Source organism: Pseudoalteromonas sp. T1lg75 (assembly GCF_002964705.1).
GTDB lineage: Bacteria > Pseudomonadota > Gammaproteobacteria > Enterobacterales > Alteromonadaceae > Pseudoalteromonas.
The window spans coordinates 351,007-375,872 of record NZ_PQCD01000033.1 but is presented as its reverse complement, the minus strand read 5'-3'; the positions used below and the strand labels follow the sequence as shown (position 1 = coordinate 375,872).

20 protein-coding genes and 1 pseudogene are annotated in these 24,866 nt (G+C 52.9%); 10 read left to right on the top strand and 11 right to left on the bottom strand.

Annotated features, from left to right (window positions below; genetic code table 11):
* Positions 1-82: 82 nt before the first annotated feature.
* Entirely contained in the window at positions 83-808 is a 726-nt protein-coding gene (locus C2M36_RS08235) for a FadR/GntR family transcriptional regulator (RefSeq protein ID WP_105254490.1), read from the bottom strand.
* A 206-nt stretch (positions 809-1,014) separates the two neighbouring features.
* Here C2M36_RS08235 and C2M36_RS08230 point away from each other — a divergent pair, with 206 nt between their 5' ends.
* The 7 genes from C2M36_RS08230 to C2M36_RS08200 all read left to right on the top strand — a co-directional run bounded on the left by C2M36_RS08230 (position 1,015) and on the right by C2M36_RS08200 (position 11,094).
* The gene (locus C2M36_RS08230; protein WP_105254489.1) at positions 1,015-4,209 is read left to right on the top strand and encodes a glycoside hydrolase family 2 TIM barrel-domain containing protein; all 3,195 of its coding nucleotides are present in this window, start codon (positions 1,015-1,017) and stop codon (positions 4,207-4,209) included.
* A 68-nt stretch (positions 4,210-4,277) separates the two neighbouring features.
* Positions 4,278-6,602: an aminotransferase class III-fold pyridoxal phosphate-dependent enzyme gene (locus C2M36_RS08225; RefSeq protein WP_105254488.1), complete on the top strand. Its 2,325-nt coding sequence runs from the start codon at positions 4,278-4,280 to the stop codon at positions 6,600-6,602.
* 357 nt (positions 6,603-6,959) lie between these two features.
* Positions 6,960-7,373: a DUF3429 domain-containing protein gene (locus C2M36_RS08220; RefSeq protein ID WP_105254718.1), complete on the top strand. Its 414-nt coding sequence runs from the start codon at positions 6,960-6,962 to the stop codon at positions 7,371-7,373.
* Positions 7,374-7,437: 64 nt separating this feature from the next.
* Positions 7,438-7,809, top strand: coding sequence for a hypothetical protein (locus C2M36_RS08215; protein ID WP_105254487.1), 372 nt, complete (start codon positions 7,438-7,440; stop codon positions 7,807-7,809).
* A gap of 6 nt (positions 7,810-7,815) precedes the next feature.
* Positions 7,816-8,625 carry a Rossmann-like fold-containing protein gene (locus C2M36_RS08210; protein ID WP_105254486.1) on the top strand — a complete coding sequence of 270 codons (810 nt, stop codon included), beginning with the start codon at positions 7,816-7,818 and terminating at the stop codon, positions 8,623-8,625.
* 215 nt (positions 8,626-8,840) lie between these two features.
* Positions 8,841-10,334: an FG-GAP repeat domain-containing protein gene (locus C2M36_RS08205; protein WP_105189154.1), complete on the top strand. Its 1,494-nt coding sequence runs from the start codon at positions 8,841-8,843 to the stop codon at positions 10,332-10,334.
* Positions 10,335-10,527: 193 nt separating this feature from the next.
* Complete coding sequence (locus C2M36_RS08200; RefSeq protein ID WP_105254485.1) at positions 10,528-11,094, top strand: DUF2799 domain-containing protein; 567 nt, start codon at positions 10,528-10,530, stop codon at positions 11,092-11,094.
* Here C2M36_RS08200 and C2M36_RS08195 read toward each other — a convergent pair.
* Both C2M36_RS08195 and C2M36_RS08190 read right to left on the bottom strand, forming a co-directional pair.
* On the bottom strand, positions 11,074-11,739 hold the full coding sequence (locus C2M36_RS08195) for an SGNH/GDSL hydrolase family protein (RefSeq protein WP_158678888.1): 666 nt from the start codon (positions 11,737-11,739) through the stop codon (positions 11,074-11,076). The genes C2M36_RS08200 and C2M36_RS08195 overlap by 21 nt on opposite strands.
* A 39-nt stretch (positions 11,740-11,778) precedes the next feature.
* Positions 11,779-12,594: an MBL fold metallo-hydrolase gene (locus C2M36_RS08190; protein ID WP_199774868.1), complete on the bottom strand. Its 816-nt coding sequence runs from the start codon at positions 12,592-12,594 to the stop codon at positions 11,779-11,781.
* Positions 12,595-12,647: 53 nt separating this feature from the next.
* Here C2M36_RS08190 and C2M36_RS08185 point away from each other — a divergent pair, with 53 nt between their 5' ends.
* Positions 12,648-13,613: a GlxA family transcriptional regulator gene (locus C2M36_RS08185; RefSeq protein ID WP_105189157.1), complete on the top strand. Its 966-nt coding sequence runs from the start codon at positions 12,648-12,650 to the stop codon at positions 13,611-13,613.
* A gap of 36 nt (positions 13,614-13,649) precedes the next feature.
* Here C2M36_RS08185 and C2M36_RS08180 read toward each other — a convergent pair whose 3' ends face one another.
* The 5 genes and pseudogenes from C2M36_RS08180 to C2M36_RS08160 form a co-directional block, all read right to left on the bottom strand.
* Complete coding sequence (locus C2M36_RS08180; protein WP_158678887.1) at positions 13,650-14,297, bottom strand: NAD(P)H-dependent oxidoreductase; 648 nt, start codon at positions 14,295-14,297, stop codon at positions 13,650-13,652.
* A gap of 212 nt (positions 14,298-14,509) precedes the next feature.
* A pseudogene (locus tag C2M36_RS08175) lies at positions 14,510-15,957 on the bottom strand (SLC13 family permease).
* Between the two features lie 12 nt (positions 15,958-15,969).
* Positions 15,970-16,917 carry a porin gene (locus C2M36_RS08170; protein WP_105254483.1) on the bottom strand — a complete coding sequence of 316 codons (948 nt, stop codon included), beginning with the start codon at positions 16,915-16,917 and terminating at the stop codon, positions 15,970-15,972.
* Between the two features lie 165 nt (positions 16,918-17,082).
* A complete protein-coding gene (locus tag C2M36_RS08165; RefSeq protein ID WP_105254482.1) occupies positions 17,083-18,423 on the bottom strand; it encodes a sigma-54-dependent transcriptional regulator in 1,341 nt (446 codons plus the stop codon).
* Positions 18,420-20,117, bottom strand: a complete 1,698-nt coding sequence (locus C2M36_RS08160) for a sensor histidine kinase (RefSeq protein WP_234399124.1) — start codon at positions 20,115-20,117, stop codon at positions 18,420-18,422. The genes C2M36_RS08165 and C2M36_RS08160 overlap by 4 nt, the downstream gene beginning before the upstream one ends.
* Positions 20,118-20,338: 221 nt before the next feature.
* On the opposite strand from C2M36_RS08160, the gene C2M36_RS08155 reads away from it, so the two are divergent.
* A complete protein-coding gene (locus C2M36_RS08155) occupies positions 20,339-21,211 on the top strand; it encodes an EamA family transporter (RefSeq protein WP_105254480.1) in 873 nt (290 codons plus the stop codon).
* Here the strand turns inward: C2M36_RS08155 and C2M36_RS08150 are convergent.
* The 3 genes from C2M36_RS08150 to C2M36_RS08140 form a co-directional block, all read right to left on the bottom strand.
* On the bottom strand, positions 21,208-22,140 hold the full coding sequence (locus tag C2M36_RS08150) for a patatin-like phospholipase family protein (RefSeq protein ID WP_105254479.1): 933 nt from the start codon (positions 22,138-22,140) through the stop codon (positions 21,208-21,210). The two genes, C2M36_RS08155 and C2M36_RS08150, sit on opposite strands and share 4 nt — an antisense overlap.
* Before the next feature lie 60 nt (positions 22,141-22,200).
* Positions 22,201-22,596 (bottom strand): DUF4019 domain-containing protein, encoded by a 396-nt coding sequence (locus tag C2M36_RS08145; RefSeq protein WP_105254478.1) that lies wholly within the window; start codon positions 22,594-22,596, stop codon positions 22,201-22,203.
* Positions 22,597-22,671: 75 nt separating this feature from the next.
* Entirely contained in the window at positions 22,672-23,121 is a 450-nt protein-coding gene (locus tag C2M36_RS08140) for a hypothetical protein (RefSeq protein ID WP_105254477.1), read from the bottom strand.
* Positions 23,122-23,630: 509 nt separating this feature from the next.
* On the opposite strand from C2M36_RS08140, the gene C2M36_RS08135 reads away from it, so the two are divergent.
* A complete protein-coding gene (locus C2M36_RS08135; protein ID WP_105254476.1) occupies positions 23,631-24,866 on the top strand; it encodes an HlyD family secretion protein in 1,236 nt (411 codons plus the stop codon).

Sequence of the window (24,866 nt, the reverse complement as noted above, 5' to 3'; positions counted from 1 at the left end):
ATTCCCCCGTTCTAACCCGTCACGGCCGGAACCCGGTTGTGAAATTCAGACATAAAAAAGGCCACCTTAAGGTGGCCTTTTATCAGGCTGGAGCCTGCGCCTCTTCGAGCTCTGCGATTTGCTCGTTGACTATGGCCATGGTCGCCTTTTGCGTCACCATGGCCGCATCGAAGGCGGCTTGCGAGTCCTTGTTTTTGATGTGGGTAAAGATATCGACATGAGCCTGATACTCATCCCTAGTCACGGCCTGCATACGCTGGGTAAACCTCAGGTTGACCTTGAGGGCGGTTGCGATGAAGTTATTTAACTGAATAAAAAACGGGTTGGTGCTGGCGGCCAGTATGCTCTGATGGAAGGCGATATCCGCCTCATGGGTATCGTCCATACCATTGGTGGCGTCTTTCATACGCTCCAGCGCACGCTCAATTGCCTGCAGATCTTCTTCCTTGGCGTAAAGGGCAGCCAGATAGGCCGCTTCCGGCTCGATGGCAAAACGTAGCTGCAAAAAGTGGCGCAGCAGGTAGAGATCCGGCTTGCCCAACAAAATCCAGTTGAGCACATCCGCATCAAACAGGTTCCAGTGCTTGGTGTCCGCCACTCGAATGCCCTGGCGTGGGCGCGAAGTAATAAGCCCTTTAGCCGTCAGCATTTTTACCGCTTCACGGGTCGCCGTGCGGCTGATGCTGAACTGATTAGACAGCTCGGCTTCCGATGGCAGGCTACTTCCAACCTTGTAATGACCTTGCATGATTTGTTTGCCCAGTTCATGAACCAATTGCTGGGTGAGGTTACGGTGGCTCGAATCCATATATCTACTTAAAGAAGAAATTATTATTAATATGATAAATGACAGTTATTAAATAGACTAGCTATATTTTAAGCACTTAGGGCGTTTGTACTGACCCACCAGACTACGAAATTGATCTGACCAGATTTCACTCATCTGAAAGTACTTGCGTATCTCCTTTATATTTGTAGTATAAATACTACTGTATAAAAAATATAGAATAACTAATGAAAGTACTCATCGCGTTTAACCTAGCCCTGATTACCCTGGCCTCCCCGATTTGCTCAGCGCAATCCAAGGAGCCATGGCGCGACCATCAGGTCTTTGCCATCAACAAGCAAGCGCCCCACGCAACGCTTTTTCCGTTTTCGTCTCCCTTTGCAGCTTTAAACGACAACAAGGAATCCAGCCCTAATTATTTGGCTCTCAACGGGCTCTGGAAGTTCGACTGGCAGCGTGCACCGGGCGACAAACCTAAGGGATTTGAGCAACCCGAATTTAACGACAGTGGCTGGTCGTACATTAAAGTGCCCGGCAACTGGGAGACCCAGGGTTTTGGCTATCCTATATACTTAGATGAGCGGTTTCCGTTCACCACAAAATGGCCCGATGCCCCAACCGACTACAATCCTGTCGGCTCCTATCGTAAGCCCTTTAATCTGCCGGCGCACTGGCAGGATAAGCAGGTTTTTCTCCATGTCGGTGCCGCCAAATCGTCCCTGGATGTCTGGCTTAACGGCCGTAAAGTCGGCTTTAGCCAGGGTTCCAAAACCCCAGCGGAGTTCGATATCACCTCCTTTCTGAATGAAGGACAAAACCTGCTGGCGTTCCAATTGTTGCGCTGGACGGATGCAAGCTATCTGGAAAGTCAGGACATGCTGCGCATTTCCGGCATAGAGAGAGACGTTTATCTTTACGCCACGCCGAAACAGCACATATTCGACTTTCATGCTAAGCCGACCCTAAATACCACTTTTGATAAAGGCAGGCTTACAGTTGACATCCAGGTCAACAACTATGCCGGCAAACAAGCAGCCCTGAACCTTGATCTGCAACTGTTGGATCCCGCTAACGATATGGCCGCGGTGCTATCTAAGGCTGCTTCCCTTCGCCTGAACGGCGGCGAAGACAAAGAGATCAGACTGGACGCCAGTCTGGCTAATCCGGCGCTCTGGTCTGCGGAAACGCCAAACCTTTACACCCTACTTATCACCCTGAAGGATGACTCTGGCAAGGTGTTGGAGTCGGTGCGCGACGAAATCGGCTTCCGCCATCTGGAAGTGAAAAACGGCCAACTCACCATCAACGGCAAGGCCATCACAATACGAGGAGTGGATCGCCACGAAACCGATCCCCGCACCGGCCATACTGTGACCCGAGCCTCAATGGAACAAGACATCCGCCTGATGAAGCAATTCAACATTAATGCGGTGCGTTCAAGCCATTATCCCAACGACCCTTATTGGTACGATCTGACTGATAAATACGGCCTCTACGTTATAGACGAAGCCAATATTGAGTCCCACCCGCTGGCCATTAACGAAAAAACCCAACTCGGCAACGAAATGAGCTGGTTACCGGCCCACCTCGACCGAACGCGCCGTATGTACGAACGGGACAAGAACCACCCCTCTATCATTATCTGGTCCCTGGGCAACGAGGCCGGTGAGGGCAAGGTATTCGAGGCCACCTACAAGTGGCTCAAGGAGCAAGACGACAGCCGCTTAGTGCAATACGAACCGGCTGGGGAAGACGATTATACCGATGTATTCGCTCCCATGTACCCGTCGATAGAACGGCTGGAAGAATACGCGAAAAAGAATCCGCACCGCCCGGGCATCATGATCGAATACGCTCACGCCATGGGTAACTCGGTCGGCAACCTGCAAGACTATTGGGATGTAATAGAGGCCTATCCCGTTCTGCAAGGAGGCTTCATCTGGGACTGGGTTGATCAGGCGTTAGAATACACCAATAAAGATGGCGTAAAATACTGGGCCTACGGTCCGGATTTCCACCCTGAACTGCCAAGCGATGGTAACTTCCTCAACAACGGCCTGATGAACCCAGACCGCGAACCGCACCCACACGCCTTCGAAGTGAAAAAAGTCTATCAGGCGGTGCGTTTTGACAGCGACAACCCGGCCAAGGGTCGTTTCAAAGTTGAGAACTGGTATGACTTTATCGATCTAAACCGCTTCGACCTGCAATGGCAAATCGAGGCGGACGGCGAGCTCATCGCCGAAGGACACGGCCCCATGCCAAGCGTAGCCCCTGGCCAGAGCCGCACACTTGAATTGGCGCTGCCAGATCTGCCTGCACGCGACAGCCGCGAGTACTATATTCGCCTGAGCGCCCAGGTACGCGAACCCGAACCTTTGCTACCCAGCGGTTATGAAGTCGCGTTCGGCCAATTCGCCCTGCCGGTCGAGTTAATTCAGGCCGCAAAGCCGGTTTCGGCCCAGGGTATGCGAGTAACGGAAACGGCGGGCAAGCTGGTATTGGAAAACACCGACACCCGTATCGCCTTCGATAAACAAAACGGCTTGCTAAGCGAATTCAGCCATCAGGGTAAGCCCTTGCTCAAGGCCCCCCTCAAGCCTAACTTCTGGCGCGCCCCGACCGACAACGATCTAGGCAACGGCATGCATAAATGGGCCAAGATCTGGCAACAGGCCGCAAACAGATTGACGCCGAGCCAACTCAGCCACAGTCGCGATAATGGTGAAGTGACGGTTTCCGTGCGTTACGCATCGCCCGACTTTGGCGGACATTACCAACTCGACTATCGCATTAAAGGTGACGGTCGGGTCAAGGTAAACGTCGAATTTGCACCGACGCCGGGACAAGACCTGCCGGATATGCCTCGTTTCGGGATGCAGCTGACCATGCCGGGCGATTTTCAACGCCTGAGCTGGTTCGGGCGAGGCCCTCACGAGAGTTACGCCGACCGTAAACACTCCGCCGCCATTTCCCTGTATCGCAGCGCGGTACGGGACCAGGTGCACAGCTACGCCCGACCACAGGAAAACGCCAACAAAACGGATGTACGCTGGATGGCATTGAAGTCGCCGGCCGGCCAGGGGCTGCTCGCCATCGGCGATGCCCCGATGAACACCAGTGCTTGGCCCTATATGCAATCGGACATAGACTTCGATGCGGAGCGCGATGGCGGTGACTCGGCTTCCGGCCTGGTCCCCTTGACCTCCAAACACGGTGCTGAGGTACCGCTTCGGGACCTGGTGACTGTAAATCTGGATCACAAGCAGATGGGCGTCGGCGGCGATACTTCCTGGGGCCGCCCCGTGCACCCGCAATACAGAATACCGGCCACCGGCATGAAATACGGATTTACCCTGGTGCCGTTTAACGACCAACAAGATCAGGAAGCCAAGCTTGCACGCAGTGCTGCGCTTCGCTAACGCCTGTGCCCCGGCCGAGCCGCCGGGGCATTTTTGTGACGACAGATAAGAATCGACAGGAACTATGTATGCTGACGCTCGACCAAATCACCGAATTACTTAAACAACACTATGATCTCATGGGCGAATTAACCGAACTGCCCGGCTATTGCGACCAGAACCTGATCCTCAGCTACGGCGATACGCGTTACGTGGTCAAGGTGTCCGGCAATGGCGAGTCCGTCGCCGAGCTGGAGATGCAAAATGCTGCCATGGCCCACCTCACAGAAAAAGGCTGCGCAGTACCCCACGCGCTCGCCAACCGCAACGGAGCGCTACTGACTCCGCTAGATATAAACGGTGTCACGCTGCAAATGCGGGTGCTTAGTTACCTGCCGGGCAACTTTTACGCCACAGCAACACACGGGCAAAACTCGGCTCCCCTGCTGGCCTCCCTCGGCGGCTTTATGGGGCAAATCCAAAATGGGTTAAACGACTTTGACCATCACGGCGCCTACCGCTATCTCGACTGGGACCTCAGCCAGGGCTACGGTATCTGTATGAGTAAAAAGGCGCTGCTTGACGACGACAAAAGCAAATTGGTGGAGCGGTTTATCTCGCTCTATCGCAGCCAAACCTTGCCCCGTCTTCATACCTTACCAATGGGCGTGCTGCACAACGATGCCAATGATTTCAACCTGCTGGTCGACAGCGGCGTAGAGCCGACAGCGATCACCGGACTGATCGATTTCGGTGACATGGTGCATGCACATCTTATCAACGAGCTTGCCATCACCGCCGCCTACGCCCTGATGCATGTCCCCCAGCGCCCAAACGCAGTCCTCGACGGGCTGGCCGAATTAACCGCGGCATTTAATCGTGAGCGCCCGCTGGAACGAGGCGAGATCGAAAGCCTGTTTTCCTTGGTCGCCCTGCGTCTGTGCACCAGCGTCTGCCACGCCGCCAAAGCACTTCGAGAAAACCCGGACAACACCTATTTGCAGGTGTCGGTCGAGCCCGCCTGGCAACTGCTCGAGACCCTCGACAAACTAAACTCCTATGCCGTGGAGTGCCGCCTGCTCAACATATGCGGCCTGACGGCAGACAGTGGTCGCGGTAAAAGCGAAATCATCCACTACCGCAAACAGCACCTGGGCAAGACCCTGAGCCTCAGCTACCAAGAGCCCCTCAAGATAGTGCGCGGCCAAGGCGCCTACCTGTTCGACGAAAAGGGCACCCCTTACCTGGATATGGTCAACAACGTGTGCCATGTCGGTCACTGTCATCCCAAGGTGGTTGCCGCAGGACAAGCGCAAATGGCTCGGCTCAATACTAACACCCGTTACCTGCACGACAACATAGTGAGTTACAGCCAGCGCCTGCTGGCCACCATGCCAGAACGTTTGTCCGTGTGCATGCTAGTCAACTCGGGCAGTGAAGCTAACGAGCTGGCGTTTCGTCTGGCCCGCTGCTACACAGGCTCGAAGGAGCTGCTGGTCGTCGATGGCGCCTACCACGGCAACACCAACGCCTGTATCGCTGCAAGCCCCTATAAATTCGACGGCCCAGGCGGCGAGGGCGCTGAGCCCTATATTCACAAGGTAACCCTGCCTGATCCCTATCGCGGTCAATACAGGGGCAATACGACACACTCTGCTCGTGCCTATGCCGACAGCGTAGGCGACGCTGTTTCGCGCCTAACGGCCGAGGGCAAACGTCCTGGCGCCTTTATCTGTGAGTCACTACAAGGAGTCGCCGGACAGATCATTATGCCCGACGGCTACCTCAAAGAGGTCTACCGCCATGTACGCGATGCTGGCGGCGTATGCATCGCCGACGAAGTGCAGGTCGGGTTCGGTCGGGTCGGCTCGCACATGTGGGCATTCGAAACCCAGGGAGTAGAACCTGACATAGTCACGCTCGGCAAACCCATAGGCAACGGTCACCCCATGGCCGCGGTGATCACCACGCAGGAAATTGCCGATGCCTTCGTGACCGGCATGGAATACTTCAATACCTTTGGCGGCAACCCGGTTTCCTGTGCCATCGGTGAAGCCGTGCTGGATGTCATCGAACAGGAAGGCCTGTGTAAACAGGCTCTGGAAACCGGCGCCTACTTCAAGGACAAGCTGCACACCCTGATGCAGCGATTCCCCCTCATTGGCGATGTGCGCGGTCTGGGCCTGTTTCTCGGCGTGGAGCTGGTCGAAGACAGGGAGAGCTTGCAGCCGGCCACGGAGAAAACCGCCTGGCTGGTCGAGTTTTTCAAGCGCCATCACATCTTGATGAGCACTGAGGGACCCTACTACAACATACTCAAGATAAAGCCGCCGCTGGCGTTTGATAAAAGCGATGCCGACCGGTTTGTCGAGGTGCTTGCAGCGGGCCTGAGTGAACTTACAAATATCAAATAGTGTGGAAAAGTTTAACTTTACTGTACAAAGTTAACTCAACACTTCTGCAAGAAGTGCCAGAGTAAACGCCAGTGATAACATGCTGGTGTTTACTCTGGCATTTTGTCTTATTTGATTGATAATGAAGTGCTGTTTACTTCTGCAGTTACTTGTTCGGTATTTGTACTACCCCGACTCCTCTGTCAATGCCTGACCTGCATGCCTTATACCCTGCTGATAACTTTGTTAAACACTAAACTGTCTGCCCCTCGCACCATTGGCAATTGCCCAATATAAGTAAATGGATTCGTTATTGAACTTAATGCCCGCTGGCACGTACAATTGGTAGGTTGCTAATTTGCGGAGTTATTTGTGGCTATTGAGCGCTATGTAAATCATATTCAACTGGGTTATTTGGGTTTGTTGCCATTTTTGGCCATGCAGGGCTGGACCTTGTTGACCGGCCAGGGCGAGTCTGTGGCGCCTTTATTTATCTATTACAGCATCGCCATTGTCAGCTTTTTAGCCGGTCAGCTGTGGCGCCCGGGCAACCAGCCCCAGGGCCGCGCCATTGCCGCCATAGTGCCTATTTTACCCATTCCGCTGCTGGCGTTAGGCAACAGCATTTTCACCCTGGCCTGGCTCAGTGCCAGCTATTGGCTGGTGTTACTCTTTGAGGTCAAGGCGCCCGCCTGGCAAGAGTACCATAAGGACTATCGCAAGATGCGCTTTGTGCTGACTTCCGTGGTGTTTGTCACCCACCTGCTGATGATCGCCAGCCTTCTCGACTGAACCCTTAGACAGTCCGGCGCCTTTGCTTTACACTGCGCCGGCCTAACAGAACACGAGCAAAATTATGATAGATGCCCTGCGCCGCGCCTTAGATGAAATAGGTGAGATTTATGTTGAGAAGAATGCCGCATTTAAGGTTAAAGTGATCCCGTTTTTCTGCGCGGTCAACATCAAAAAAGACCATAAGCGCGAAGGCAAACTGACCTTCTACAGTAACCAGCTGCTGGAAATTGCCCTGGTCTTGCTGTTTATCATGTTTGGCGCCACCATTTACAACCCGGAGCTGGGCTTCACCCATGGGCCGGTGCATTTTGCCATTGCCGCCCTGATTGCCCTGCACGTGCTTATTCGCCAAATCGCCATCGAATCTCTAAAGGCACGTTTGTATGCCGCCGGAGCTCTGCGCCGCGACGAGCCGCAACCACAAGGCGAATAAGTAATCATGTATTTGCAGCGTACCTGGCGGGTGTTAACCGTAGGCGATGGTGACCTCACCTTCACCAAGGCCTTATTGGATTTCTACCCGGCGTCGCAGTTACACGGCAGTGTGTACGACAGCGAAACAACGCTGCGCGATAAATATCAGCACCACGGCATAGACGCATTGCGCGCTGCAAAGGTCAGCCTTGATTTTGAGTTTGACGTCACCGCCACCGAAAGCTGGCAGCGCCTGGGTGAAAAGCGCTTCGATCTGGTTATTTTCCAGTTTCCGCTGTTAAGCCAGCTCGGCTCAGAGCAGGCCTTTACCGCGGCAAAACAAAACGGCGGCTTGAATATTCTCAATCGCGCCCTGTTACACCGGTATTTACTTAACAGCGCCCGTTATGCCCTCGAACCACAAGGCGCGGGCCTGTGCTATATCACCTCCAAAGACGTTAAACCCTATAGCCATTGGGGGTTAGACCATGCCTTAACATCGCGTACGCCGATGCACTTCTTAGGCGAGCAGCCCTTCGATTTACGTCGCTTTCCCGGCTACAAGGTACGCAATGTTGACCGCGACAAGCATGTTAAAGACACCTTGGGCATTACCTACACCTACGCCCTCAACGCCGAGAGTGAGATGAGCACGCATTGCCACCGACGCCATCACCTTGATGACCCGCACTGCTGTCTACTGTGCCGCGCCGGCCCATTTCAAAGCGAGCGAGACCGCCAGGGCCACATGAACTCCAAACAACATCGCCATATGCAGGGCTATGACAGCCAATGGCAACGCTGGCTGGCGGACTTTCATAAAAACACAGATTAGCAACTAACGCTTGCTCGCATGGTGCCAACGCTTGCTCGCATGGTGCCAACGCTTGCTCGCATGGTGCCAACGCTTGCCAGCATGGTGCTAACACTTGCTCGTATGGTGTTAACGCTTGCTTGCATAATACGAACACTTGCTTACATATTGACCCTTGCACTCGAGTGCTGCTGTTGGCACTGTAGTAGAAATAATGCGAACTATTAGAGTTGACCATGAAGGGATTTCTACAAACAGCACTGTTGGCCAGCCTGCCTTTGGGCCTGATGGCAACGCCCGTTCAGGCCGAACCATTCCAGGCTCTGAGCATAGATCTTGATTTTAATATCAGTCGCACACCGCTAAGCGCCGATCTCACGCCTCATCCGGGCAAGGAAATTGTGGTCTTTGGTCGCAATGAAGCCCAGGCCCATCAGGTGGCGGTGCTGGCCGTGGTCGATGGCAAGCTGCAACAGGTTGACCGCTTTGCCATCGGCGAAGAGTATTTTGCTTACGATATCAGTGAGCAGAAAAAGGCCGAGCAAACGCTTTACTTCTTAGCCCATGATCATGTGGGCCGCTATCAGTATCCGCAGCAACAAGGCGAGGCGCGCCTGTTTGCGTTTGCCGATGTGTCTTCCATTTATCGCATTAAGCGCAGTAACTTTATGCGCCAAATCGATTTTATCCATGACTTTAATAACGACGGCGACAGCGACATCATGCTGGCGGATTTCACCGACTTGCACGTGTGGCTTTCACAACACGAAGGTGGCCATAAAAAGGTCAGCCTGGATATTGGCAGCCACAGCGTGCTTAAAGGCGTTGAACTCAATGCCTCGCCGGCACAGGTGTTTACGCTGGATCTGAATCGGGATGGTCGCCTGGATATTGCCAATTTGCATGAAGGTAAGTTGCACCTTTACTACGCCCATAAACGGCATTTTGAGCATCAGCAACTGGCGATCCGCGGTGGCATCTACAGCATAGACTGGTGGGATCAGCTCGATGATGACGGCCAGCCCCTGGACCAAAGCGACCTTAGATACCGCAAATTAGAGCGCTTTGAGGATATTAATGGCGATGCCATCCCCGATTTAGTGGTGCGCTACACCAAGAGCTCCGGGGTGTTCGATAGAAGCAATGATTACGAAATTTATTACGGTAGCCTGGATAAGCAGCGCCAGCTTAGCTACGCCAATAAGGCCGATACCACGGTCAGCGCCGAGGGCACCTTAACAGACCTGCAACTGCAAGATATCGACGGCGATGGTCGCCTGGAAGTGATGGTCGCCAGCTTTGAGCTCGGGGTCTCGCAAGTGATCTCGGCGCTGCTGGCCAGCAGCATAGATCAGGATATTCTGCTGTATTGGCAAAATCAGCAAGGGCAGTTCCCGAAAAAGCCGTCGCTGGATTATGAAACGGAAATGAACTTCAGCATCAGTAAGGGTCGCGCCAGTCAACCCCTGGTCATGCTCGCCGATATCAATGGCGATGGCCGCAAGGATCTGCTGTTTTCACAAGATAACGACACCCTGGTCTATCGCCTTAATCAGGGCCAGCAGGCCTTTGCCCGCAGCCAAAAACAAAAGCTCGCCCTGCCGCAATCCGGCAGCAATATTAGCAGCACGGATATCAACGACGACGGCAAAAGTGATCTGCTACTCTATTATGGCCAGCTCGACAAGCCCGAGCTGAAACGACGCTTAAGCCTGTTGTTTGCCCGCTAACTTAGGTGTTTTGGCGCCTCACTCGGAACGCGTCTAGCAAGCGCTGTTGATTCAAAAACAGCGCTTGTTCATCCTCACTACTCTTTAATAACTCACTGAACTTGGGTAAATTACCCCTAATTTGTGCCATTTTGACGGCGCTAGATACTGCTTCAAGTCGGTGTTTCAATAATAACTACAACAGGATATCACTATGGGTTTAGTCCGAAGCGGATTAATAATAATGATGCTGGCTTTGCTCAGCGGCTGCTCAAGCATATCGCAGCAACAATGTGAACGGGGTGACTGGTTTGATATCGGCTTTGGTCATGGCCAGCAAGGTCGCACCCTAGCCAATGGTAAAAACATTATTTATGACTGCCTCGAATACGGTGTGCGCCCGACCTTGGAAGACTATAAGCGCGGCCACCAGGAGGGCTTAAAAGATTATTGCGAGCCGGAAAACGCCTTTACCCAAGGCCTCAATGGCAGAGACTACAACCCCATTTGTCGCAGCGAAGAATTTCGCCTCGCCTGGCAGCAAGGCCATGACAGATACGTGGTGAATCGCCATCGCAATGAAATTTCCTCGCGACTCAACCAGATTGACGACGAACTGAAACACATTCACTGGCAACTGCACTCAGAAGAACTGACCCGCGAGCAGCGCCGCGAGCTTAAACACCGTCGTCATCGCCTTGAGCATGAACAGGACGACTTGCGTCGCGAGCGCGCCCTGCTGCCCATACTGGATAATAAGCTAGAGCTGCATATCCACTAGTGCCACAGGCTCTCCCTGGGTGATTTTCTCGAGGTGGCTATCAATACACTCAAACAGCAGCCGGTGTCCGGCGCTGTTGGGGTGTACGCCATCGGCGGTCAATAGCCCGAATCCACCCCGACTATTGGAAAACAAGGCCGCAACATCGATAAGCGGCACCGAGGTCTCCTCGGCCAACTGCGCCAAGGCCTGATTATAACTGGCTATATCCGTATTCAGGCGGCGCTTACCCAGGTTATTGGTCACACCATCCAAGCATTGGGCAACGGGCAGGATATTGATCAAAATCGGCTGGACGCCCATATCCAGGGCATGCTCGATACAGATGTGCAAATTGCTAATAAAACGCGCTAGGGGTACGCTGCGCTGCTGCGCCGTGATCGCCACATCATTAGCGCCATAAGCCAAGGTAACAAAAGTACGCTGCGGCGAAGCCATACGCGGCGCGAGCTCATTAGCAAAGCGCTGCACCAGACCATCGCTGGTCTCTCCGCCTATGCCCATATTGAACACGCAGGTTTCAGCCCGTGAACCGGTAACAAACCGACAAATTTCCCGTGCTTTTAATCTGTCGACCCAGCCGCCTGCTGCCGCGTCGTTTTCGCCTCGGGTAATACTATCGCCAAAACAAAGAATATGAGTCACCCTACTGCCTCCAAAAATAAAGCTCGGCGTTAATCGCCATTAAAATGCCAATGTCTGACCATCATCGGGGATCAGCACGCGCTCGCCCAGGTCGGCATCCAACGCCGCTTCGCCCAACTGTAGGCGACTTACCGGGCAATGATCCAGCGCTTCCAAGTGGTTGGCTATTACCTGCCCGTAAGCGATGGATGCCAGCTCCAACACATCCTCGGCACCCATAATAATTTCGCCACCAAAATCAAAGCGCGCTCCCCCCGCCGGAGCGATAATCACATCGGGCTGCCGGGCTTGCACAAAATCGATAATGGTCTCTGTCAGCAAGGTATCGCCGGTGATATACACGCTGGGCTCCCCTGGCATTTCAATGTAATAACCAACGCCATGGGCCATCAGCTTCCCCACTATGCCATGACCATGAACACAAGGCACTAGCTCAATAAGCCCACCGGCAAAAGCATTGCTCATTTTTGACGACAGGGGCATCACATGCAAACCGCGTTTTTGCAAAAACGCCTCATCGGCGTTAGCGGCCAGCACCGGAATTTGCCTTTGCCGTAACCAGCGCACCGCGGCACGGTCCAAATGATCAAAATGACCTTTTTGGCAATGGGTGATCAAGCAGTGAGTGACCTTGGCCAGTAACTCCTCGCTGTTATCCGGCAACTCTACCAGTGGGTTTTTGCGCCGTTTTGCCCCCAGGTATTTTAGCGCCGGCGCCTTGCCCTGTGGCGCCAGCATGGGGTCCACCAATAAGGTCACTTGTTTATATTCAATGATCACTGTGGCATTGCGTAACTGGGTAATTTTCATTGAGGTACTCGAAAAAGTAACAATGACCTTATTGTATTTCGCCATCGCGGCACCTAATATGGCTAATTAAGTCACAATTAATACAATTATTGCCAATTATGCGTATAGGTCTTGTTGTTTACCCCGGCTGTATCCCCTCGGGCCTCATGGCCTTTGCCGAAATACTCACTGCGTGCAATCAAAGAACACAACAGCGCACCTTCGAATGTGTCTTTACCAGCGTCGACGGCGCTGCCGTTACCCTGACCTTAGCCTCTCAGGGCCCGAGCATCACTATCGAGCCCGAAACCAGCCTTGCCGAAGGCCAGTTTGATGCCCTTTTATTGCCCGGCTTTTGGGCCAGCTCGGAGCAGGATTGCACAAAAGCGCTGGCGGTAAATCGCGAGCTGATCGACACGCTCAGTCGGCTGCCGTCAACGACCCAGCTGTGGGGCTATTGCTCCGCGGTGTGTCTGCTGGCCGCCAGCAAACAATTGGAGGGCCGCCGCGCCACCGCTACCTGGTGGTTAGCCCAATACCTTAGCACCGCTTTTACAGGCGTTAACTGGCAATTTAATGACACCCTGGTTCAGGACAAGCAGTTATCCACCAGCAGTGGCGTACAGGGCTATTTGGCCATTGCCAACACGCTGATCCAAAGTCATTGCGGCGCCGCTATTCTCGCCGATATCACTAAGCTGATGGTGATTGCCAGACCTCAAAAAGCCTCCCTGCCGTGGCAACGTATCGAAATGATCAAATCGAAATCTCCGGAAGTGGCGCGAGCCTATCGCTGGGTTGAACAAACGCCGGTGCAGGATTTAACCTTGAGCAATTTTGCTTCAGCCATGAATATGTCGACCCGAACCCTGGCGCGGCGTCTCGCCAGCAGCACGGAGTTGTCGGCGGCGCAGTTTATGCGTTTGGTAAAAATTCAGCAGGCGTGCGATCTCATCACCTACCAGGGGTTGTCGGTGAAGGAAGTGGTGGATCGATTGGGCTATGGCGATGAAACCTCGTTTCGGCGCACCTTTAAGCAAGTTACCACGCTAACCCCGGCGCAATATCGCCAACTTATCGCCTAGAGACAATCCCTCGGTGCGAGAAAGTCTATCGAAAAGTCAGGCATGCTCAGCAACGCCTGTGGTTTGGCTTTCGACTAGGTGCGTGAGCAAGTGCCGTTCGTACTGCTCAAGCAGCGACCGACGCTCGGGCAGTGATTTTTTCTGCACCCCGTGCGCAATAAATGGCGGCAATGCCTGCCAACCGATAAAGCCAAAAATATCCTGATATAAGCCGGCTATTTTATCGCGGTAGTAATCAAGCTCCGCCTGATCGCTGGCTCCGCCTGTGGTGATAGAATACATTACCTTTTTAGGCGCTAAACTAGCCCCCTCACCATAGGCAAAACCTGAGCTCAGCACCCTGTCTATCCAGCCTTTGAGCACCGCCGGAAATGACCACCACCAAAGCGGAAATTGCATCACCAGGACATCACTTACGATTAGTTTTTCCTGCTCTTGATAAATATCCGCGCAAAAGGCCTGATGCTCAAGGGCCCAGCGCTGAGCCTTAGCAAGGTTGAAAGCTCCCAACTCAGGCAAATTGCTAACATCATTATGGCCGGCCACAGGGTCAAATTGTTCGCCATATAAATCAGTGATCCGTAAGGTCGCCCCCTGCTCTGTCAATACCCTGACCGCCAGTTCATGCAGGGCAAAATTGAAAGACTGTTTTTCTGGATGGGCTACAACTAAATGTATATTCACGGAACTTCCTGTCGACACTAGGTAAAGGGATTATTTTTGTATTTAGGCAAAGGCTGATAAGCACTCATGCCGGATATTTTGGCGTTTCCATCAAACTAGTCACGCTAAATAAAGAAACAGAGGACAACAAAAACGCCCTAAAATCAAGTAATAAAAAAGGCCGCTAGGCGGCCCTTGGTTAGGAAAGATATGTGTCTATTAAGCCTTTGCCTTTAAAAGCCCAGCACTAAGGGGGCCAGGGTTAAGGTCACCAGGGTGATAAGGCCGATGGCGATCAGGTTAAGCACAAAACCGGCGCGTATCATGTCCTTGATCTTCAGCTCACCCGAGCCAAAGACGATGGCATTGGGTGGCGTGGCCACGGGCATCATAAAGGCACAGCTGGCGGCGATGGCGGCGGGGATCACCCACACCAAAGGCGTGCCGGTAATCGACTCGGCCACAGGGCCAAGCAGCGGCAAGAAGCCGGCGGCGGTCGCCGTATTACTGGTGATCTCGGTTAAGAAGGTGATAAGCGCCGTGACGATTAAAATCCCCAATGCCAGCTCCATGGCGCCGGCGCCACTGAGCATATTGGCGATATAATCGGCCAGGCCCGATGATTTAATCTTGGCAGCCAGGGTTAAACCTCCCCCGAACAACAATAAGATCCCCCAAGGCACCTTGGCAGCGCTGTCCCAATTGAGAATACGCTCTTCGCTGTCTTTTTTGGCGGGCAAAATAAACAGCAACAAGGCCGCGGCGATGGCAATGCCGGTGTCGGAAATAGCCAGCCCGGAGGCCTTAGCCAACAAGGGGCGCAATACCCAGCTGACGGCGGCAAGAGCAAACACGGCTAATACGCCTTTCTCCGCCCGTGACATGGTACCCAGTGCCGCAAGCTGTTGCTTAAACATGCCTCGGGTTTCCACCTGCGCCGCCGTTTTATCCACCTTGTACATCACCTTGGTGAGCCACAGCCAGGTCAATGCCAGCATCACCACAGACAGCGGCACACCAATCAACATCCAGGTGGCAAAACCAATTTCTATGTTATAGCTGTCAGCCAAATAGGCAGCCATCAGCGCATTAGGCGGGGTGCCAATCAAGGTGGCGATACCACCGATACTGGCACCATAGGCAATAGACAAGAGCAGCGCCTTACCGAAGTTATCGCACTCGCTGCCGTTATCGCGCAGCAGGTGCACCACGGACAGGGCAATGGGCAGCATCATTACCGCCGTGGCGTATTCGACATCCACATGGATAAGAACGCAGTAACCAGCATCATGGCCATGATCTGGGTGCTGGGTTTGCTGCCCGCCAACAACAAAGTAGTTAGAGCAATACGCTTATGCAGGCCCCAGCGCTCCATCGCGATGGAAAGCAAGAAGCCCCCCAAAAACAGATAGATAAGCGGGTGCGCATAGGGCGCTGCCGCGGCCTTGATGGAGGCAATATCGGCCAGGGGCACCACCACCAAAGGCAGTAGGGAGGTCGCCGGAATGGGCACCACCTCACTGACCCACCAGGTGGCCAGCCACACGGTTAAGCCGGCGGTGCGCCAGGCCGCCACCGACATGCCGCTCGGCGGGTCGATTAAACAGGTCAGCAGCATCACCAGGGGCCCTAGCCATAAGAACACCAGGCGATTGATTTTATTTGGTTTGTTTTCGGTCATTTGTCGCTCCCCTTAGAACATATACTTTAGACCCAAAGCGGTGCTGGTGTCATCGCTGGTATCGAGTTCCAATTGGCTGGCAAGGAGATAAAAGGTGGTTTGCTTGTCGACCACATAGTCAACGCCCACCGTAAACTGCTCGGCATCCCCCTCATGGCGCAGGCCGCTGTCATCACGGCTGTATTGCAACTTGGGCTGCCAGGCGTCGCTGAGCCAGTAGCGTGCACTCAGTACCAGGCCATCGCCCTCTTTATCGCCGGCCAGGTTTTCGCTGCGTTGAACGATGGCGCCCAGTTGCAGCTGCTGCCAGCGATAGGCGGCCGTGAAACGAGTGGCCTGTAAATCGCCCAGGGCATCGGAGTAGCTCAGAGCAACAAAGTAAGGGGTGCGCTTAAGGCCGCGGTCGCCATAGCTTACTAGCGCCGCCACACCATTGTCTTCGCTGTTGCTGTCATCTTTGGGAACCCAGGTCAACGCCGCCGCCCAAAGCCCAAATTTCGGCGTACTGTAGGTGATGCTGTCGCCCACCCGGGATTGACCGGACAACACCTGGGCGATATCGCCCTGGTTTTCGTTAAACTGATCCACCTTGCCTTCGGAGTATTTAAAGCGGGTGTCGTTGCGCCCCACCAGCACGGTGCCGTATTGAGATTGCACGCCAACATAGGTGTTACGGGCTGAAAACGGGTCATTGGTTGAGTCGCCATCAAAGCCCTTTACCTGTACCTCGTATTTAAAAACTAAGTGGGTGGTGTCGTTCAGGGCGTGCTGACCCTTGACGCCGATGCGCGAAAAGGGTGCATCTATCTGGGTACCTTCCTCGGTATAGCGCATCACCCCTTTATCGGTGTGGGCAATCTGCACCTCCGCCTTGCCGTAGATGTCATAGTCGGCCGCGTGGACGGTGGTGGCACCAGCCATAAGCATGGCGGCGCTGGAAAATGTTAGTTGTTTTATCATTGCTGTATCCTACTTGTTGTTAACAAAGACACATACAAAAACCCAACCAACTTTTTTAATTCATATTTTACAATGAGTTATGGATAAATCATGGAAATACATCGGAATAAACGTGCGGATTCCCGCACACCGATTTACGTATTTATCACCAAACCCACACAAGGGTTAGGTGTACATGGTGCGTTGTAAACCATATTTGGCCATTTTGTCGTACAGGGTTTTGCGCGGTATTTGCAATAATGCCATCGCCTCTTTAATGCTACCCTGACTTTGGGCCAGCGCATCTTCGATCAGCGATTGCTCGTAATAGGCCACTTTTTGCGCCAGACTCAAGACTTCCTGCTCCTGTGTCCCGTCGGATTGCTGCGCCAACTGCTCACCCAGCAACAAGGTGCGCTCGGCATGATTACGCAGCTCGCGCACATTGCCTGGCCAGTCATACTGCATTAACCGCGCCCGCAGCTCATCACTGAGCGGCTGGGTTGGTTTATGAAAACGGGTTGCGGCGATGGATAAAAAATGCTGATAAAGCAAAGGAATATCCGCCTTACGCTGGCGCAGCGCCGGGATCGGCACCTTCACCAGATTAAGACGAAAATACAGATCGGCGCGGAACTGCCCGGCATCGACCAGGGTTTGCAGGTCGACCTTGGTGGCGGCCACCACGCGAATATCGAGCTCAATGCCCTGATTGCTGCCCACCGGCGTCACCTGACGCTCTTCCAACACCCGTAGCAGCTTCACCTGCAGGCTTGGCGACATGGCTTCGATTTCATCCAAAAAGACGGTGCCACCATTGGCATAGGTGAACTTCCCCTCGCGGGCCTGATTGGCGCCGGTGTAGGCGCCACTGGCGGCACCAAAAAGTTCGCTTTCTATCAGCTGCTCGGGAATGGCGCCACAGTTAATGGCGACAAAGTGATGATTGGCACGCTGGCTTTGCTCATGCAGGTAGCGGGCGACCAGCTCCTTGCCGGTGCCGGTTTCCCCTTCAATCAGCACGTCCGCCGGAGTGTCTATTACCGCATCAAGTAGTTGCATCATCTGCTGCATTTGTTGGGTCTCGCCCAAAATCCGTACCCCGGGTGCCGATTGTTTTTGCACCTGGCGTTTTAGTTGGCGGTTTTCCAACACCAGGGTGCGCTTATCTAGGGCGCGCGCCAGGCAATCAAGGAGCTGCTCGGTAATCGGCTTTTCAAACAGATCATAGGCGCCCAGTTGCATGGCCTTTACCGCGGTACTGACATCGGCATAACCGGTCAAAAAGATCACCGGCAGCTCGGAGTCAAATTGCTGCACCTGCTGCAAAAAGCTGATGCCATCCATATTTGGCATGCTGATATCGCTGAGTACCACGCCATCAAAGCGGCGATTAAGGCTATGCAAGGCCTTGCTAGCATCGTCGAAACATTGCACCCGATAGCCCTCAAGCTCGAGCAGTTGTTGTAGCGAATGACGAATGCTGGCTTCGTCATCAATAACATAAATGGTTTGTTCTCGGCTCATGATTGTGGCTCTTGTTGGTGCAGGCTAAGCAAAAATTCGGCGCCGCCATCACGATGATTATGGGCGCTGAGGTTACCCTGAAAGGATTCGATAATTTGTTTTGAAATTGACAGCCCCAAGCCTAAACCATGTTCCGACTTAGTGGTATAGAAGGGCTCGAAAATGGTGTTTAAGGCATGCTGGTCGATGCCCGGACCATTATCGATAATGGACAAGTACACCTTGCCCTCATTGCTACCGGCTTCCAGACGCAGCCATTTATCCTGGCTGTGCTCCATGGCCTGACAGGCATTGGATAGCAAGTTCACCAGCACCTGCTCAAACTGGTAAGGGTCGACCCACACCGACACCTCGAGCCCGGATTCATGCACACTGACATGATGTTTATTGAGCTCGGGGCCAACTACCAAGAGGGCATTTTGCACGCTTTGTTGCAGCGAGATGCGTTGCATCTTCACCGGACGCTTTTGACTAAAGGATTTAAGCTGGCCGGCGATGGCGTGCACGCGGCGGATCAACTGCTCTATCAACTGCAGGTTTTCCATCGCCTTCTCCGGCTCAGAGCGCATCAGCAGGCGTTTGCACGCGGCCACATAGGCGCTCATGGCACTGAGCGGCTGATTGATTTCATGATTCACACTGGCACTCAACTGGCCTATGGTGGCCAGCTTGGTGGCACGGATCAGCGCGTCCTGGGCCTGCTCTAACTCCCGGGTACGCTCCTGCACCTGCTCTTCCAGCGTGCGTTGACTAAATAACAGTTGCCGATAGCCTGCGACCTTGACCGACAGGTATTCGACAAGCGCAATCACCAGTAGCAGCAGTAACATGGCCAGACCCAAACGCGCCGCGTGCACCTCGTTAAAGGGAACGATAGGACTGAGCATCAGCAGCCGATAGGAGGTCCCCTCCAAGGTCGAGGCGCTGACCAAATAACGGCGCTGCTCGGCGATAAGTTGACCATCGTCGGCCAGCCAGCGCCATTTTAACGGCGTGATCGCCTGCCCTAAAAACTGCTGCGACTGGGCCACCTGCTGCTGCACCTCAGTGCTGAGTGCTTTACCGGCGCGCAATTGCCAGTCGGGATAATCGGAGAGCAGCACCACATCATTAGCATCAAGCAGGACAAAATGGCTCTCTTCGCCCGTGTCTAAACGAGCCTTATCGGTTTCAAATTTACTGGCGTTGACCTTCAGCACGATAACGCCACGACCGCCCTCGGCAAAATTAACCGCCTTGGAAAAATAAAAGCCGCGGCGCATCGAACGTTGGCCAAGGGCGAAGTCAATCACGGTTTCTCCGGCCATGGCGCGGGCAAAGTACGGGCGAAAGGCAAAATTATTGCCCTTATAGCTGTGCGGCAGGTGCCAGTTGCTGCTGGCCACCACGGTTCCTTGCACATTTAACAGATAGACATCGGAGGCGCCGCTGGCCTGTTGCACATCGCTCAGGTAACGGTCGACGGCGTGACCTTGTTGACCATTTTTAAGAGCCTGTTGTACCAAGGCGCTACTGCTCAAAAACGACACGATATTACTAAAGCGGGTAAATTCACTGTGAATATATTCATTGAGCGCACTGGCATGGCGGGCGGTTCGCTCTTGATTTTGCTCCAGCAGTTGCTCTTGAGTCAGGGTGTGAGTTAACCCAAGGCCGAATACAAACAACACCAGATAGGCAGAAAACTTTATCAACTGATGCGACACCCAATGTCTCCAGCAACACAAACCAATACGAATCCAGCAGTGTAACAACCTAGCCCTCGCTAGGGTAGTGCCGATAGCTTGATAAGCACCGGGGCATAAGTGGTTTAGACCAAAACCAATAAAAATACGACCAGTGGCGCTTTGCAGTATTTACCCAAACAAGGGGCTTAGCTACACTAGCGCCACTTCATTAAACACGGGTTTCCAACATGTTTTTCGCTCACCACCGTGTGCTCCTCACCGCCATTGGCTGTGTTTTACTGGCCATGGTTACCATTCAGTCCGGTGCCTCTATCGCCAAGCAACTATTTCCCTTGATTGGCCCCGAAGGCACCACGGCGCTGCGCCTGGGTTTTTCGGCCCTGGTGCTGTGTCTTGTATTTCGTCCCTGGAAGGCGCTGCCAGAGGGCCAGCAATGGCGCAGCATTATCGTCTATGGCCTGTGTTTAGGCGGCATGAACATCACCTTCTATTACGCCATCGAGCGTATTCCCTTGGGTATCGGTGTGGCATTGGAATTCACCGGGCCACTGGCGGTGGCGCTATTGAGCTCAAAACGTAAACGGGATCTGCTGTGGGTGGCCTTTGCCATCACCGGGATTATTCTGCTATTGCCGGAAATCGATGCCGAAACCGGTCTTGATCCCGTGGGTGTCGCCTTGGCGCTAATCGCCGGCGCCTGTTGGGCCGGGTATATTTTATTTGGCAAGCGCACCGGCACTCAAAGCTCTGGCGGGCGCACCGTGGCCCTGGGCATGACGGTGGCAGCCATGGTGCTAGTACCCTATGGCGCCGCACACCAAGGCATGGCGCTGCTGAGCTGGGAAGTGATCCCGCTTGGGATTCTGGTTGCGATTATGTCCAGCGCCCTGCCCTATACCCTAGAGATGGTGGCGCTGCGCAATATGCCGGCACAAGGCTTTAGCGTGATGATGAGCATGGAGCCCGCCATCGCCGCATTGGCCGGCTTTTTGATCCTTAGCGAATTACTCACGCCACTGCAATGGCTCGCCATTGCCCTGGTGATCATCGCCTCCATCGGCAGTTCAATGCAGCCCGAAAGCAAGAGCGAAACTGATTAGGCAAGATGCTGGCAAACGAGGTCCAGCTCTGTTTTATGGGTCTTTAACAGCCTAGCGGCCTCGGATTTTAGATTGGCGATGTTACCCCGAGTGACATCGTCCATATCATCGGAAGCCAGGTCCAGGGTGGTTTGCAAGCGAATGTAGTTGTCCCCCAATAGCTTATCCATTTGGTAGTCGGCGGCATCCGCCACGCCATCAAAGATACAACTTAACAGGGGTGCCACCCAGCCGGCCTTGCCCCAATCCTTGGCGTCGCGCAGTTCAATGGGGCGATTGAGCTCACCGGTGCCGATAGAGACAAGCAGAAACTCCTTTTCTTCGGGGAAAATGCGTTGCGCCTCGGCATAGGCCGACACCGAGGGCGAATTAATAAATACGCCGCCATCGACCAGGGCGCGCTTGGCACCATCGACGGGAATATGGGCCGGTTCAAAATAGGTGGGCGCGGCGGAGGTGGCCCGCGCCGCGTGGCGCATCAAAACGGCGCGATGCTCTTGACGCCAACTTTTTAAAAACAACGGCTTACGGTTATGAATATCATAGCTGGTAAGCAGTAATCGGGTCAGCGACGCCCCCAGGGGCTCGTCGTCAAAGTAATGTTCAAGCAGGCGTTCCAGGCCTTTATGGGTATAGGTTTCATCGAGTAACCCCCCCACCGAAGACACGCCGCGCCACAGGGAGCGTGAAAATATTTCCTTGCCGTGCTGTTCATACATATCCGCCAGCGCCTGGGCGCTGTATTGCGGTACCCCCTCACCGTTATCCTTACCCAGGCCCAAAGCAAGAATTCCTCCGGTCGAGGTGCCGGCGATCAGATCAAAGCACTGGGCAACGGGGCGACCCACGCGTGTTTCAATGTGCGCCAGCACCAGCGCTGGTAGCACGCCGCGAATTCCGCCGCCATCAATACTTAATATTGCCTTCATACTCCTTCCTTGATTAGTTTACCCCTGAGCCTAAATAGGCTTATTTATAAACTCTAGTGGCTACTTGATAAAGTAACCCACCGGACGCCATTGCTCCTGATTTTTACTCAATGTCAGGGTCTCTATGGCTCCCGCCTTATTGGCGAATTCGGTTTGAAATTGCACCACCAGGTATTCACCTTCTGGGGCACCTGGCAAAGAAGTAAAGTTTTGACGGCCCAATTCGGTGCGGCTGATAACCTTACCCAAGGGCGAGCGTACCGCCTTGATGATGTCACGCCATTGGTCCTTGGTGACCTGCTCCTGAAAAAGCGCTCCGGCCTCATCCCAGCTTTGTTCATATTGACCTGCATCTATGCCGCCGAGCCAGGATTTCGCCACTTCCACGCTCGGCGTTTGCCCGGCCCAACTTAGGCTAGTCACCATCAGGCTCAAAATTACGAAGAGTGTTTTCATTATAAGTCCTTTTTATTTAAGGTTAATTTTCCTTATTAACCTTAGCTTATTTTGCCGCCTTGTAATGGCGCGCCGTCATTGTTCTTTGTGGATCAGACGCTGCCCCGGCAGCCTGAGCGCGCCGGAACTGGCCGCCAGCGCACATAAGTACAGGGCCAACACCAGATCCACCATGCCGCAAAATTGTGGCCACCAGATGGGCGTGCCGGCATTACTAAAGAGGGTATCGTGATAGAAATCATAGCCAGCATGTAAAAACATCCCGAGCCCCACCAGCCACCAACGGGCCGGATTACGACTTATAATGGCCCACCCGGCGAGCAGAAAAAAGACCACGGCGGTGGCCGCTTCATAGAGCAACGCCTGAAAGTCCATGGCCCAGAGAGCAAAAAGCCAGTAATAAAGGGGGAAGCTGGCAAGCAACAGGGGATAACCCTTACGACTGGCCCAAAGCCCACGCCGTGCGAAGGTAATCATGATAATAAGGGCCACAGCCAAACCAAGTAATAGCCAGACGCTGGTCATAAACGAGTGCTCATTCAATGCAACTGGTTAAAAACATATCATATTTTTCATTTACTTAAATGACAGATTCAGGCTTTTCGGTTTGTAGGGTCTGGCGACCTTTGATGCTGTCTATTCTCTCATCCACTCTTTTACCAATTTCACAGTAATATCACCGGCCACTTGTTAAAAAAATATAAACAATTGATAACTAATAGTTTAAATGATTTAATTCGGTCGCGCTTTCATTCGGCAAGGTACCTGCCACATAATCAAATAAACTTAAAATGGAAATTTTATGAAAACCAAAACAAAAAATATCATATTAGCTCTTGCGCTAGTCGCAACCTCAACAGCCACCTAAGCTAGTTGTCGCTATGCAGGATACGTTTGCTCTGACAATTACTGTGTAGGTGTTTGGGTTTGTGAAGAAAAATAAAAGCTTCTTTTAAAGGTTTTTGGCGGCATGCTAATAATTGACATGCCGCCTATTATTGTATTGCATTTAGCAGTCACTTATCGAGAAATGCATGGAACAGCATCTAGAAGAAAAGCAAAATAGACCCACGACTTATTTATTCTTAATTGCAGTCGCTCTTGGCCTCATAGTACTTGTTGTAAAACTTACCTGGTTTGCTACTAGCAAGGTGCCCGGTGAATTTTCACTGATCCATCAAGTAAAACAAGGCATAAAAAGTGAGACGATCAACGGCTTAGGTGCTATTACAGTAAGAGAAACCAGCTTAATTGATGCCCAGGATCCGGGGCGAATAACGCAATTATCCGTGCGTTTAGGACAAGCCGTTGAGCGAGGGCAAGCGCTCGCTAAAATCCAAAATCACGAATTAGAGCAAGAATATAAATTAGAGAAAGCGCAATTAATCACGCTTAAATCTGATGTTGCTATGCGCAAAAGTGAGCTATTAACCGAAAAATACCGTCTGGAGTCACAACTTGCAAAAGCAATCGCCGCAAAACAAAACCAGGCATTAGAGCTCGAAGCCTATGAAATACTGGTAAAACAAGGCGTTGTTTCGCAAATCAGGTATAAGCAAGCCAAAATACAATTACAACAACAACGAATTGAAGTGAGTTTGCTAGAGCAGCAACAAGAAGAATTTTCGCGAACGTATCAAGTGCATGAAGCTGCATTAGATGCAAAGTACGAAGCCAAACAAGAGCAGATCCGCTATCTAGAAAGCCGACTCGACGCGCTCACTATCACAGCTCAATCAGACGGCATAATCAGCGATATTAGTATTGAGCTTGGCCAACAAGTATTACAGGGTGATCCTCTTTTTAAGATCATCGAACCGCAGCATTTTATTGCTCAGGTCGCCATAGCCCAGTATTCATCGGAACAATTAAGCACGGGATTGCCAGCCACCATCAAAACCCCCAATGGCGAACTAGCGGGCAAGATAGAGCATATTGATACCGTTGTCAGACAGGGAAGTGTCAATATATATATCGCCTTCGATCAGACCCCGCCCAGCTGGCTGCGCAGTAAACAGAGTATTGAAGCGAGTATCGCCCTCAGCAAACGCACCAACTACATGTTTATCGACCAGCCGAACAACTTTACAACATATAAAAGGTGGCAGGTTTATAAGCTGAACCCGGGTGCCAATACGGCCGACAAACTAGAAGCTGACTTTAAGCTTAGCAACCAACAACTTATTCTCACTTCAAATGCGTTTGAAGCAGGAGATAAGTTACTGTTGATCCCACAAGCGGTGGTCACTGACGAACGATTGACGCTATAA

Coding starts and splice junctions, on each gene's coding strand:
- C2M36_RS08235 (WP_105254490.1), bottom strand. CDS start 808: ATGGATTCGAGCCACCGTAACCTCACCCAGCAATTGGTTCATGAACTG.
- C2M36_RS08230 (WP_105254489.1), top strand. CDS start 1,015: ATGAAAGTACTCATCGCGTTTAACCTAGCCCTGATTACCCTGGCCTCC.
- C2M36_RS08225 (WP_105254488.1), top strand. CDS start 4,278: ATGCTGACGCTCGACCAAATCACCGAATTACTTAAACAACACTATGAT.
- C2M36_RS08215 (WP_105254487.1), top strand. CDS start 7,438: ATGATAGATGCCCTGCGCCGCGCCTTAGATGAAATAGGTGAGATTTAT.
- C2M36_RS08210 (WP_105254486.1), top strand. CDS start 7,816: ATGTATTTGCAGCGTACCTGGCGGGTGTTAACCGTAGGCGATGGTGAC.
- C2M36_RS08205 (WP_105189154.1), top strand. CDS start 8,841: ATGAAGGGATTTCTACAAACAGCACTGTTGGCCAGCCTGCCTTTGGGC.
- C2M36_RS08200 (WP_105254485.1), top strand. CDS start 10,528: ATGGGTTTAGTCCGAAGCGGATTAATAATAATGATGCTGGCTTTGCTC.
- C2M36_RS08190 (WP_199774868.1), bottom strand. CDS start 12,594: ATGGCGAAATACAATAAGGTCATTGTTACTTTTTCGAGTACCTCAATG.
- C2M36_RS08185 (WP_105189157.1), top strand. CDS start 12,648: ATGCGTATAGGTCTTGTTGTTTACCCCGGCTGTATCCCCTCGGGCCTC.
- C2M36_RS08170 (WP_105254483.1), bottom strand. CDS start 16,917: ATGATAAAACAACTAACATTTTCCAGCGCCGCCATGCTTATGGCTGGT.
- C2M36_RS08165 (WP_105254482.1), bottom strand. CDS start 18,423: ATGAGCCGAGAACAAACCATTTATGTTATTGATGACGAAGCCAGCATT.
- C2M36_RS08155 (WP_105254480.1), top strand. CDS start 20,339: ATGTTTTTCGCTCACCACCGTGTGCTCCTCACCGCCATTGGCTGTGTT.
- C2M36_RS08150 (WP_105254479.1), bottom strand. CDS start 22,140: ATGAAGGCAATATTAAGTATTGATGGCGGCGGAATTCGCGGCGTGCTA.
- C2M36_RS08145 (WP_105254478.1), bottom strand. CDS start 22,596: ATGAAAACACTCTTCGTAATTTTGAGCCTGATGGTGACTAGCCTAAGT.
- C2M36_RS08140 (WP_105254477.1), bottom strand. CDS start 23,121: ATGACCAGCGTCTGGCTATTACTTGGTTTGGCTGTGGCCCTTATTATC.
- C2M36_RS08135 (WP_105254476.1), top strand. CDS start 23,631: ATGGAACAGCATCTAGAAGAAAAGCAAAATAGACCCACGACTTATTTA.